Source organism: Glutamicibacter protophormiae (genome assembly GCF_016894325.1).
GTDB classification, from domain to species: Bacteria; Actinomycetota; Actinomycetes; order Actinomycetales; family Micrococcaceae; genus Glutamicibacter; species Glutamicibacter protophormiae.
On sequence record NZ_CP069806.1, the window covers coordinates 2833984 to 2845791 of the forward strand.

Sequence of the window (11808 nt, forward strand, 5' to 3'; positions counted from 1 at the left end):
CGGATACCCAGTCGTCGGCAGGCGCGCAGCATGGACTTCTGCGCTGCTGGCCGCAAGCTGTCCCGCTCTAGGAGCGGACTTCGCCTGGCGAATGCCCTCGGCTCTGGGATCGGCCCGTACACACCAGCATGGCCGAAGCCGCCCGGAGGTTCTTGCAGTTCCGATTCGCGGAGTCCCGCTTGGCCCGTTGATCGATTAATGGCGCCGATTACGTCAGCAAAGTTCTGCTGTCGCGGCAGGAACCAGGCGAAGTCCGCCGTGAGAAACTCAGGGGTCGGCGATCGTGGCGTCCAGTTGGCCCGCCCGCCACAGCGCCGTGGCCCGCCGCGCCCACTCGGCCAGCCGCAGGGCCTCCGAGGGCGAGAAGAAGTAGGTGTTGAACTGCAGGCGCTGCTCGGGATCCAGTTCCCTGGGCAGCAGCACCATGGGGCGCGAGCCCTTGACCTTGACCGAATGGAACAGTCCGCAATGCCGGGCGATGTGGTGGATTTCGCAGAACAGGTCGCTGCTCTCGATGTCGGTGCGCCCGCCGCGCTCCCACTTGTCCAGGTGGTCCAGCTCGCAGCGGTGCGCCGGCATGCTGCACCCCGGATAGCCGCAGCCGCGGTAGGCGGCGCGGATCGCCCGGGCCTGGGGTTTGGAGAACAGCCGCTGCGTCCGGCCCAGGTCAAGGATGCGGCTTTTGCCGTTAAGCACCACCGGGTACAGCCCGGCATTGCACACCATGGCTCGCACCTGCCCCGCCGGGATCGGGATGCCCGAGGTGGTGACCGCGAAGTCCCGGCCGGATTCGAGCATCTTGTCGTAGTCCAGCAGCACGCCGATCTGCGGGGTGATCACCGCGTGGCCGTCGCTGGCCAGGGCGCCCGGCCCGTTGGCCTGCAGCACCGCCATCAGCCCCAGCAGGTGCCGCAGCTCCGGCCGCAGGTCCTCGAAGGGGCCGGGAAGTTCCGTTTTCCGCGCTTCAGCGGGCGGATTGTCCGGCGGGCCGGCCGCGCTGTCCGGCTCGCCGCCGGGCTCGGAGGCCTCGGGCGTTTCGTCTTCGGTGCCTTCGCCGACCCAGCCGGTGCCGTCGCCGGTGCCATCGCCGGTGCTGTTGCCATCGGCATCGTCCGCCGCCTTGGCCCAGTCCGGCATGGTGGACTCGTCGTCCCAGCCGGGGGCGGCGCCGTCGTCGACGAGCGCGGCGGCCTGCTCGGCGAGCGCGTCGCGGTTGCCGGCCATGGTTTTCGGGTTGTCGATGGCGCGGAAGATGGCGTGCATGGTTTCGCCCTGCGAGGGCAGGAGCTTGACCAGGAAGCGCTCGAGCCCGTTGCGGATGCCCAGCGGGTAGATGCCGATCTGGGAGAGCAGGGCCTCGGGCGGGCGTTGCTCCCCCACCGCCTGGGCGATCAGCGCCGAAATGTGCTTGCGTGCGGTGGCCGGCTGGCTGCGGATGAGTTCCAGCGCGAGCTCCTGGAGCTCGACCCGGGTCTGCTCCGCCTCGGGCCCGGTCCCCAGGTCTTTGTCCGCGGCCCTGAGCTTGCGCGCGGCGGAGATGACCAGTCGGGGGTCGGTCCCCGGATCGTCGAGGGCCGCGGCCAGCACCGGCAGCGCGGGAGCCGCCGGCTCGCCGGCATCGGTGACCTGGGCGATCAGGCAGTCCGCCGAGGAGAGCCGTTCACGGGCGGTGGAGACCGGGACGTTCAGCCAGCCGGCCAGCAGGTCCAGCGCCTTCTTGAAGTGCGTGCGCCCGCCGGTGGTGCGGCCGGCGGCGGCCTCGACCTGCTGGGGCGTGGGTTCCAGCCCGCCGTCGGCGATGGCCTGCAGGGAGTCGGCGTCGAGCTTGTGGGCGCCGGTGCGGCGCACTGCTTCGGCGGCGTGCAGCTGGGCTCGGCTCAGCTGCTGCGAGAGGTGCTCGATGAGCAGCGCCGCATAGGCGGCGTGCCCTGCGGGGACGTCGGGGTCGGACAGGGCGCTCACCGCCGATCCGAGCAGCCTGTCCGCGGCGGACAGGTCGAGAAGTGCTTCGCTGCTGGTGCTCATGGATCCAGCCTGCCCTTGCGGTGGCGGGTGCGGGGCTGATGCGCGGCAAGGTGGGGATAACCCAAGGTCCGCGCCGCCACGCAGCGTGCGCTCGGTCCTGTAACAGGTGCGCGCTCAGCCGTGCATCCGGTACCAGAGCAGCGCCACCTGCAAGCTGGCGCGGGATTCGGCCGAGTCCAGCGAGACCCCGAGCTTGTCCTCCAGCTTGGCCAGCCGGGCGTAGAGCGTGGGGCGGGAGTAGTAGCCGGCCTTGGCCAGGGCGGACTTGTTGCCGCCGTGGGCCAGGTAGAGCTCCAGCAGCTGCAGTCCGTCCGCATCGGGCGGGGAGAGCAGGCCGGCCAGTTCGGTGTGGGCGAAGGCGCGCAGCCGGGCATCGGCGCCCATGGCGGAGAGCACCCCGCGCAGGCGCAGGTCGGCGAAGCGGTAGTAGGGCCGGGCGCGCGTGGGCAGGTGCGGGACGATCTGCGCGACATGGGCGGCCTCGTCCAGCCGGGACAGGCAGGCGGCCAGCGGGCCCTCGGCGGCGACGCCGATCGCGGCCGGCCCTGCCAGCTGCTCGGCCAGCTGCTCGGCCAGCCGGCGGGTGAAGCCCTGCAACGCGGAGTCCACCAGCTCGCGGGCGCGCACCGGCAGGATGACCGCCAGGTAGCCCGGCTTCAGCGACCCGGCCAGCACCCCCAGGCGCAGGGTGTCGGCCAGCTGCTCGATGACCTCCAGCGCGGCGCGTTCGGCCAGCTGGGTTTCCGTGGGGGTGCGCTCGGCGGCGGCCAGCGACAGCACCAGCGGAACGTAGTAGGGCGCGGCGTCCAGGCCCAGTGACTGGGCGCGCACCGCGACCTCCTTGTCGCTGTAGCCGTGCGCGGCCTGCAGCTCGTGCAGCATCGAGGTGCGCGCCTGGTAGAGCAGTTCGCGCTGGTCGCGCCCGGAGAGCCGGGCGATGGTCAGCGCCTGGCCGGCGCGCTCGAGCACCAGGGCGGCGCCGGCGTCGTCATCCAGCACGGCCGGGACGATGAGCCGGCCCCAGCGGCCGCGGGCCGCGCCCACCGGGGTCTGCAGCCAGTTCTCGGCGCCCGCCGACCGCCCGGTGTGATCCAGGTAGCCGACGAACCGGGAGCGGGAGATCCAGTCGTCCAAATCCGCGTTCGCGTGGGCGAGGACCAGGTGGCGCACGTCTTCGAGCACCACGGGGGCGTGAAGCAGCTGCGCGGTGCGTTCCACGATGGCCTGCTCGTCGGCTTCGGAAAGCGAGAGCCCGGTGTAGATTTCGTGCACGCTGCGGGAGAACTGCAGGTCGGCCAGCTGCTGGGCGACCAGCTTCTGGTGGATGATTTCGGTGATGGCCACGAAGCGGACCTTGCGGCACAGCCGGATCACCGGGAAGCCGAGCCCGGCCACCGGCAGCTCGGCGGCGCCCGGGGCCTCGATGATCACGCCCGCGGCGCCGGCGTCGCGCAGCTGCTGGAGGAAACCGCGCACGTCGGACACGTTGCGCAGCGTGGTGAGCACCAGCTCGCGGCCGAAGAGCAGGTCCACGTTGGATTCGGACTCGGTCACGTGCACCCAGCGCAGCTCCGCGTCGAGCCCCTCGGCGCACAGCAGTTGCGGATCCGCCTCCTGCACCACCGGCAGGGCCAGCACGTCGTCGACCGTCAGCATCCTCGCACCTTTACACTTCGTCGCAGCTTCACGATAAATCATTACACACTGAGTGTGTTGCAGGCCATGTTCGTGCCCCATGATGAATGCAGGAAACCATACGAGGACATTCAAGGAGCAACAATGAGCACGACGCTGACGACCACCTTGCAGCACTGGATCAACAATGCCGCCTACAGCGGCGATGACCGCACCGGCAAGATCTACAACCCGGCCACCGGCGAGGTGACCCGCGAGGTCGCCCTGGCCTCCAAGGCCACCACCGAGGCCGCGATCGCCGCCGCGCACGCCGCCTTCCCGAAGTGGCGCGACACCTCGCTGGCCCGCCGCACCGCCATCATGTTCACCTTCCGCCAGCTGCTGGCCGAGCGCAAGGGCGAGCTGGCCGCGATCATCACCGAGGAGCACGGCAAGGTGCTGGATGACGCGCTGGGCGAGGTCGCCCGCGGCATGGAGGTCGTGGAGCTGGCCTGCAACGCGCCGTACCTGCTCAAGGGCGAGTACTCGGAGAACGCCTCCACCGGCGTAGACGTGCAGTCCATGCGTCAGCCGGTCGGCGTGTCCGCGATCATCTCCCCGTTCAACTTCCCGGCCATGGTGCCGCTGTGGTTCTTCCCGGTCGCCATCGCCTCGGGCAACACCGTGGTGCTCAAGCCCTCGGAGAAGGACCCGTCGGCCGCCAACTGGCTGGCCGAGCTGTTCGCGGAGGCAGGCCTGCCCGAGGGCGTGCTGAACGTGGTGCACGGCGACAAGGAGTCGGTGGACACCCTGCTGAACGACGAGCGCATCTCCACCGTGTCCTTCGTGGGCTCGACCCCGATCGCGCAGTACGTCTACTCCACCGGCACCGCCAACGGCAAGCGCGTGCAGGCCTTCGGCGGAGCGAAGAACCACATGCTGGTGCTGCCGGACGCCGATCTGGACCTGGCCGCGGACATGGCCGTGAACGCCGGCTTCGGCGCCGCGGGCGAGCGCTGCATGGCGATCTCCGTGGTCGTCGCGCTGGAGAACATCGCCGACGAGCTGGTCGGCAAGATCGCCGAACGCGCCAAGACCCTGCGCGTGGGCGACGGCACCCGCGGCTGCGACATGGGCCCGCTGATCACCGGAGAGCACCGCGACAAGGTCGCCGGCTACATCGACGCGGGCATCGCCGCCGGCGCCACCCTGGCCCTGGACGGCCGCACCGGCGCCATCGACGCGGACGGCGAAGGCTTCTTCCTGCACCCGACCATGTTCGACAACGTCACCACCGACATGAGCATCTACACCGATGAGATCTTCGGCCCGGTGCTTTCGGTGGTGCGCGTGAAGACCTTCAACGAGGGCATCGAGCTGATCAACTCCTCCAAGTACGGCAACGGCACCGCGGTGTTCACCAACGACGGCGGCGCGGCCCGCCGCTTCGAGAACGAGATCCAGGTGGGCATGGTCGGCGTGAACGTGCCGATCCCGGTGCCGGTGGGCTACCACTCCTTCGGCGGCTGGAAGGCCTCGCTGTTCGGCGACCAGCACGCCTACGGCCCGGAGGGCTTCAAGTTCTTCACCCGCAACAAGGTTGTCACCAAGCGCTGGCTGGACCCGAGCCACGGCGGCATCAACCTCGGCTTCCCACAGAACGACTAGGACCCATGACTACCGAAATCAGCGATATCACCAGCGACCAGATTGCGCAGGGCCGGCGCGCCCACGAGCTGGACCGCGAGCACGTGTTCCATTCCTGGCAGGCGCAGGGTCCGTTCAACCCGATGACGATCCTCAAGACCGAGGGCTCGTACGTGTGGGACGGCGAGGGCAACAAGCTCATCGACCTCTCCAGCCAGCTGGTCAACACCAACGTCGGCCACCAGCATCCGAAGGTCGTCGCGGCGATCCAGGAGCAGGCCGGCAAGATCGCCACGATCGCCCCGCAGCACGTGAACGACGCCCGCTCCGAAGCCGCGCGGCTGATCGCCTCGCACACCCCGGGCGACCTGGACAAGATCTTCTTCACCAACGGCGGCGCCGACGCGGTGGAGCACGCGGTGCGCATGGCGCGCCTGCACACCGGCAAGCACAAGGTGCTTTCCGCCTACCGCTCCTACCACGGCGGCACCCACCTGGCCGTGAACATCACCGGCGACCCGCGGCGCTTCGCCTCGGACGCCGGCGCTGACGGCATCGTGCACTTCTTCCCGGCCTACCCGTACCGCTCCTACTTCGGGGCCGCCACGGAGGCCGAGGAGACCGAGCGCGCGCTGAAGCACCTGGAGGACCTGATCATCCTGGAGGGCGCCGGCAACATCGCGGCGCTGATCCTGGAGTCCATCCCGGGCACCGCCGGCATCTACGTGCCGCCGGCGGGCTACATGGCCGGGGTGCGCGAGCTGACCCGCAAGTACGGCATCGTGTACATCGCCGACGAGGTCATGGCCGGCTTCGGCCGCTCGGGCGAATGGTTCGCGGTGAACCACTGGGACATCACCCCGGACCTGCTCACCTTCGCCAAGGGCGTGAACTCCGGCTACGTTCCGCTGGGCGGCGTGGCCATCTCGCAGGAGATCTTCGAGACCTTCCGCGAGCGCGTCTACCCGGGCGGCCTGACCTACTCGGGACACCCGCTGGCCTGCGCCGCGGCGGTGGCCACCATCAAGGCGATGGAGGACGAGGACCTGGTCGCCAACGCCAAGCGCCTGGGCGATGAGATCATCGGCCCGCGCCTGGCGCAGTTCAAGGCGGACCACCCCTCGGTGGGCGACGTGCGCGGAACCGGCGTGTTCTGGGCGATCGAGCTGGTCGTCAACCGCGAGACCCGCGAACCGCTGGCTGCCTACGGCGGCAGCTCGCCGGAGATGAACCAGGTCATCGCCGCCGCCCGCACGGCAGGCCTGCTGCCGTTCGCGAACTTCAACCGGCTGCACGTGGTTCCGGCCATGAACATCCCGGACGAGGTGCTGATCGAGGCGCTGGACAAGCTGGAGCAGGCGCTGGTCGTCGCCGACGGCTTCGTCAAGTAGCTGCACCCGCACAGCTGGCAGGATTCCCCTGCCAGCTGTGCTTTTTAACATTCGGCATTAACAATTCGCTGGCAGATGAATGGGCCGCCCGGCCCCTCGCCTGCTGTGAAATACTGGGGTCACCCGCACAATCTTTATGGAGGAACCCATGGCAGGCGACGCTTTCCAGCCGCATCTTCAGTGGGGCGTCAAGGCCTCGTTCGTTGGATACATTTCATCCCTGGCCGACGGCCGCATCGAAGCCTCGAACGGGGTGTGGCAGGTCGGCAACGCGCTGGCCTTCCCAGTGCACCCGGCCGTGGATGTTCCCGACAACGAAATCTGGTTCAACGGCCGGGTGTCCTTCTCCGGCCACGGCGGGATGATGAAGCTCGAGCTGAACGAACCGCACATCGAGAACCGGGGAGAGTCGATCTTCCTGACCATCGACACTCCCGAGGGCCGCACCGCCATCGCCGAACTGGCCGAAACCGGGGTCTCGCACGCCATGGGCATGACCCGGACCCGGTTCTCCGCCGTGGTTACCGAGGAGGGCTCGAAGATGTTCAACGGCCAGTACCCTGCCGGGCAGGCCATGGAAGAAGTCGAAGTCACCCTGCGCGGCTAGAAACACCTATTACAGGGCGGCCCGGCACCCTTGGCGGTGCCGGGCATTTCTCCATCGTTGTGCTTTGCCTAGTTGTTATGTGCTGAGCATACGCAGCAGCTGCAGACCGGGATAGCCGCGCAGCCCTTCGTAGCCATGCAACGCCCAGACAGCAACCACCGCTGCGAACAAGCCGCCCGGGCCACCCAGCATCAGCGGTTCGGCATCGGGAAAATGCAAAATCAAGGTACCCGTTCCTGCATCCGCGTCGATGTTCGTCACGCCGCTGAAGTAGAAACTCAGCCAAGCCCCATCCGCACGTTGGCAAAGAATCCTATGAGTCGTCACCAGTGTTTGGACGATCTGTTGCTCGCGCCATTGCGATTGGGCCATGGCTTCGGCCTGTCGCCGCCGGGTGGCATTGCCTATCGCAGTGGCTGCTAAGCCGACAGCAACGAAAGAGGGCCTTCCCATGAAGAATCCAGAACTTTGGCTATACGAAACGTTCATCCCGTAGAAGCGTGCATAATGTGCGACTCCTCGGGTGATTGCTTTTTCATCGGGCTGCAGAACAACATTCCAGTCCGGAGTCATTGGCCGCCAGGAATTTTCAAGCAGATGCCGCGCTAATTCCGCGGCCGCGAATTGGGTGTCCAGCAGATTCTGCCGTTCTTCGTTGATCTTCTTCTCCGAGCGCGTGAAATGTCCCCGAGATCGCCGGTATGCACGCCAAGCCAATCTCATCTTCCCGATGCTGGTGAGCAGGAAAAAGAGCGATACACCCAGCGCCAAGAAAGACATAGCTGCAAACAGGAGCAAGAGCCCTTGATGTTCAGGCTCATACGTGTACGAAGCGGAGATTCCAATGAGGATCACGGAGCCGACAACCAGTGCTAACCCAAGTGACAGCCTAAAGATCCACGGGGAATGCCTTTTCCACGCTGGATAGTTGTCGTACTCCATCTCCAATATGGTCGTATTTCGTGCTGGCATAGGCGCCAACTCCTATATCTCCGACAGCAGGTTCTTTCCCGTTCGAGCAAGTCTATGCAGTGGCTCCGCTCTGTGCGGGAAATATGACGCCAGGATCTGAAGGGGTGCCGTCTGGCGAAATTTCCCCCTACAGGCGAGAGAACTCCGAGGCCCGGGCTACCTGGTCCGCGCTGAGCGCATGGCCGGTATATTTCTCGAACTGCGCGGCGGCCTGCAATGCGATGACCTCGGCCCCGGTGATGACCTGCTTGCCCTGCTCCCGCGCCGCGATGGCCAGCGGGGTCTGGCTGGGGAAAGCGACCACGTCGAACACGGTCTGCGCGGCGGCGATGTGCGCGTCGCTGAATGACTGGACCTCGGCCTGCGCACCGTCCATGCCCAGCGGGGTGACGTTGACCAGGATCTGGTGCCCCGGTTCCGGATCCGCTGTAATGAAGCGGTAGCCGTACTTCTGTGCCAAAGACCCGCCGGTGGCCTCGTTGCGGGCCAGCACGGTCAGGTTCTCGAAGCCCGCAGCGCGGAATGCCGCGACCACTGCCTTGGCCATGCCCCCGGATCCGCGGACCAGCACGGTCGCGGCGGGATCCAGCTCGTGGTGCTGGATCAGCGTGGCGATCGCCTCGAAATCGGTGTTGGAGGCGCTGAGGTGGCCGTCGGTGTTCACGATGGTGTTCACCGAATCGATGGCCGCCGCCGATGGCTCGATGGTGTCCACCAATGCCATGACCTCCTCCTTGAAGGGCATGGAAACCGAGCAGCCGCGGATGCCCAGCGCACGGACGCCGGCGATCGCTCCGGCCAGGTCGTCGGTGGAGAAGGCCTTGTAGATGTAGTTCAGCCCCAGCTCCTCGTAGAGGTAGTTGTGGAAGCGGGTGCCGATGTTCGATGGCCGGCCTGACAGCGAGATGCACAGGGTCATGTCTTTATTAAGGATGGGCATGCAGGGATCTCTTCCTTCGTCGTCCAGGGGTTCTCTCCTCAATATACGGGCGAGCGAGGCTCACTCGGAAGATTAAAGATGATTTTTTCAGTCCCGGGTTGGGGGCATGTGTCCGCGGGCCGCCTGTTCCCAGCCGTTGGGCCCAACGGGGCAGGCGTAGTCTGGGCGCATGGATAACAAGCTTGATCCCGGGCCGTTCTTTCACGGAACCAAGGCGATGTTGCAGCCCGGAGAGCTGCTGACGGCGGGGCACCCCTCGAACTACCGCCCCGAGATCCTGATGAACCACATCTACTTCACCGCGTTGAAGGACGGGGCAGGGCTGGCGGCAGAGGTTGCAGCCCTGGACGGCACGCCGCACGTGTATCAGGTGGAACCAACCGGGGAATTCGAGAACGATCCGAATGTCACGGACAAGAAATTCCCCGGCACCGACACGCTCCTACCGAAGCGCCAAACCGCTGCGGGTGATCCGCGAGGTGGCCGACTGGAATCGGCTGACCCCGGAGGCGCTGGCCGGCTGGCGCGAGCGGCTCGCGCAGCTGCGCGATGATCCGCGCGCCGAAATCATCAACTAGCGCGAGTCGCCATAACGAAGATCATCCCAAATGCGGTCGAACTCGGAGCGCGCAAGCCATAGCTTGGTGGCATGGAGTCTCAATACCTGAACGTTGATTTCGGCACCCCGCTGATCGGCGTCGCCGTGGCCGGAGCATTGCTGATTGCCACGGTTCCCCTGCTGCTGCACGGATGGTACCGCCGGAAGAAGTTCGAGCAGCTGCCCGAGGGCTACCAAACCTACAAGCTGCGCTCCTCCATCCGCACCGAGGTGATCGCCGGCGGGCTGGGTGCGCTGCTGGTCGTGGTGCTGGGCATCGCCTCGGCGGCGGGGTTTGCGTCGTCGGCGCGAAATCTGGAGGCGAACATCGAGCGGCAGTACAATCCGGCGCAGCTGAGCCTCGGCACCTTCAACGGGTCATGGATGAGCGTGGGCATCACGCTGGATGACGGCACCAGGTTCAACGACGTGCCGGTGGAGATCCGCGACGGCAACGAGCCGTTCATCGAGGACGTCTGGTACCACTACCACCCCAAGCCTGCCGGATAACGCCGTCAAAGGCCTCGGGCGCCGGATCTTGCGATCCGGCGCCCGAGAACGGCAACCTAGCCCTTGATGACCTGCGGCTGGGCCAGGGACTTCAGGCCGTCTAGGCCGAACTCCAGGCCGTAGCCGGACTGCTTCGCGCCGCCGAACGGGATGCGCGGGTCGATGGTGCCGTGCGAGTTGATCCACACGGTGCCTGCCTGCAGCTGGGCGGCGACGTCCAGGGCCTTGGCGCGGTCCGTGCCCCAGACCGAGGCGCCCAGACCGACCTCCAGCGCGTTGGCGTGCTTGATCGCCTCGTCGCTGTCCTTCACCTTGATGATCGGCAGGGCCGGGCCGAACTGTTCCTCAGTGACCAGGCGGTTGGACGGGTCGATGTCGCTGATCAACGTGGTCGGGTAGAAGTAGCCGGCGGCCGACTCGTCCGGGTTGGCGCCGAGCAGGACGGTGGCGCCGGACGCGACGGCGTCGGAGACCAGGTCCGCGACGATGTCGTACTGCGCCTTGTTCTGCAGCGGGCCGAGCACATTGTTCTCGTCCAGGCCCACGCCCATCGGCATGGCCTTGGCGACCTCGGTCAGCTCGGTGCAGACCTCGTCGTAGATGGATTCCGGCACGTACAGGCGCTTGAGCGCGGCGCAGGTCTGGCCGGTGTTGATGAACGCGCCCCAGAACAGGTCCTGGGCGATGGCCTTCGGGTCGGCGTCTTCCATGACCACGCCGGCGTCGTTGCCGCCCAGTTCCAGGGTCAGCCGCTTCACGGTGTCGGCCGAGGAACGGATGATGGCCTTGCCGGTGCGGGTGGAGCCGGTGAACATGATCTTGTCGATGTCCGGGTGCGCGGAGAGCTTCTCGCCGACCTCGCGGCCGCCGGCCACCACATGCAGCACGTCGGCCGGCAGGACCTCGTTGAGGATGTGGCCCAGGGCGATGACCGACAGCGGGGTGTACTCGCTGGGCTTCATCACCACGGTGTTGCCCATGCGCAGCGACGGGGCCAGTTGCCAGATGGAGATCATCATCGGCCAGTTCCACGGGCCGATGGCGCCGACCACGCCCAGGGCTCGGTAGTGCTTGGCGGCGTAGGTTTCGCCGTCGTCCACCACGACCTCCGGGTCCACGTCGTAGGCGGTCGCGGCGCGCAGCCAGGCGGCGGCTCCCCCGACCTCGAAGCGGGCGTTCGGGCCGTTCAGCGGCTTGCCCTGCTCGCGGGAGAGCAGTTCGGCCAGGGCCTCGGCGTTCGCCTCGATGTTGTCCGCGGCGGCGTTCAGCAGGCGCTTGCGCTCCTCGTGTCCCAGGGCGTCCCAGGCCGGCTGGGCCGCGCGGGCCGCGGCGACCGCGGCGTCCAGGTCGGCGACGGACTTCTCCTCGACGCGGCCGACAATCTGGCCGGTGGCCGGATCGAGGACTTCGGTGCCTCCGGTTGCGGGCTGGATTGCCGCCAGCAGTTCCTGGGCATTTGCGTAGGCCATTGACTTGGCTCCTTATTGCGTGGGTGTTGCGGGTG

The 11808-nt window shown here is 67.2% G+C and carries 9 protein-coding genes and 1 pseudogene; 5 read left to right on the forward strand and 5 right to left on the reverse strand.

Annotated features, from left to right (window positions below; genetic code table 11):
- Window positions 1–267: 267 nt before the first annotated feature.
- Together JQN66_RS13290 and JQN66_RS13295 are read right to left on the reverse strand one after the other, a co-directional pair.
- Window positions 268–2025, reverse strand: a complete 1758-nt coding sequence (locus JQN66_RS13290) for an HNH endonuclease signature motif containing protein (protein ID WP_204675468.1) — start codon at window positions 2023–2025, stop codon at window positions 268–270.
- A 114-nt stretch (window positions 2026–2139) separates the two neighbouring features.
- Window positions 2140–3681 carry a PucR family transcriptional regulator gene (locus JQN66_RS13295; protein WP_204675469.1) on the reverse strand — a complete coding sequence of 514 codons (1542 nt, stop codon included), beginning with the start codon at window positions 3679–3681 and terminating at the stop codon, window positions 2140–2142.
- 123 nt (window positions 3682–3804) lie between these two features.
- On the opposite strand from JQN66_RS13295, the gene JQN66_RS13300 reads away from it, so the two are divergent.
- From JQN66_RS13300 to JQN66_RS13310, 3 genes are all read left to right on the forward strand, one after another.
- The gene (locus JQN66_RS13300; RefSeq protein WP_188949423.1) at window positions 3805–5307 is read left to right on the forward strand and encodes a CoA-acylating methylmalonate-semialdehyde dehydrogenase; all 1503 of its coding nucleotides are present in this window, start codon (window positions 3805–3807) and stop codon (window positions 5305–5307) included.
- Window positions 5308–5312: 5 nt separating this feature from the next.
- Complete coding sequence (locus JQN66_RS13305) at window positions 5313–6677, forward strand: aspartate aminotransferase family protein (protein ID WP_204675470.1); 1365 nt, start codon at window positions 5313–5315, stop codon at window positions 6675–6677.
- Between the two features lie 148 nt (window positions 6678–6825).
- The gene (locus JQN66_RS13310) at window positions 6826–7284 is read left to right on the forward strand and encodes an HtaA domain-containing protein (RefSeq protein WP_204675471.1); all 459 of its coding nucleotides are present in this window, start codon (window positions 6826–6828) and stop codon (window positions 7282–7284) included.
- A gap of 75 nt (window positions 7285–7359) precedes the next feature.
- Here the strand turns inward: JQN66_RS13310 and JQN66_RS13315 are convergent, their stop codons facing one another.
- Entirely contained in the window at window positions 7360–8256 is an 897-nt protein-coding gene (locus JQN66_RS13315) for a hypothetical protein (protein ID WP_204675472.1), read from the reverse strand.
- 127 nt (window positions 8257–8383) lie between these two features.
- Window positions 8384–9196 (reverse strand): shikimate 5-dehydrogenase, encoded by an 813-nt coding sequence (locus JQN66_RS13320; protein WP_204675473.1) that lies wholly within the window; start codon window positions 9194–9196, stop codon window positions 8384–8386.
- A gap of 169 nt (window positions 9197–9365) precedes the next feature.
- Between JQN66_RS13320 and arr the strand changes: the two are divergent.
- A pseudogene (arr, locus tag JQN66_RS13325) lies at window positions 9366–9774 on the forward strand (NAD(+)--rifampin ADP-ribosyltransferase).
- A 71-nt stretch (window positions 9775–9845) separates the two neighbouring features.
- Complete coding sequence (locus tag JQN66_RS13330; RefSeq protein ID WP_204675474.1) at window positions 9846–10304, forward strand: hypothetical protein; 459 nt, start codon at window positions 9846–9848, stop codon at window positions 10302–10304.
- A 56-nt stretch (window positions 10305–10360) separates the two neighbouring features.
- Here the strand turns inward: JQN66_RS13330 and JQN66_RS13335 are convergent, their stop codons facing one another.
- Window positions 10361–11773 (reverse strand): aldehyde dehydrogenase family protein, encoded by a 1413-nt coding sequence (locus JQN66_RS13335; RefSeq protein ID WP_204675475.1) that lies wholly within the window; start codon window positions 11771–11773, stop codon window positions 10361–10363.
- Window positions 11774–11808 lie beyond the last annotated feature (35 nt).

Coding starts and splice junctions, on each gene's coding strand:
- JQN66_RS13300 (WP_188949423.1), top strand. CDS start 3,805: ATGAGCACGACGCTGACGACCACCTTGCAGCACTGGATCAACAATGCC.
- JQN66_RS13330 (WP_204675474.1), top strand. CDS start 9,846: ATGGAGTCTCAATACCTGAACGTTGATTTCGGCACCCCGCTGATCGGC.
- JQN66_RS13290 (WP_204675468.1), bottom strand. CDS start 2,025: ATGAGCACCAGCAGCGAAGCACTTCTCGACCTGTCCGCCGCGGACAGG.
- JQN66_RS13315 (WP_204675472.1), bottom strand. CDS start 8,256: ATGCCAGCACGAAATACGACCATATTGGAGATGGAGTACGACAACTAT.
- JQN66_RS13295 (WP_204675469.1), bottom strand. CDS start 3,681: ATGCTGACGGTCGACGACGTGCTGGCCCTGCCGGTGGTGCAGGAGGCG.
- JQN66_RS13320 (WP_204675473.1), bottom strand. CDS start 9,196: ATGCCCATCCTTAATAAAGACATGACCCTGTGCATCTCGCTGTCAGGC.
- JQN66_RS13310 (WP_204675471.1), top strand. CDS start 6,826: ATGGCAGGCGACGCTTTCCAGCCGCATCTTCAGTGGGGCGTCAAGGCC.
- JQN66_RS13305 (WP_204675470.1), top strand. CDS start 5,313: ATGACTACCGAAATCAGCGATATCACCAGCGACCAGATTGCGCAGGGC.
- JQN66_RS13335 (WP_204675475.1), bottom strand. CDS start 11,773: ATGGCCTACGCAAATGCCCAGGAACTGCTGGCGGCAATCCAGCCCGCA.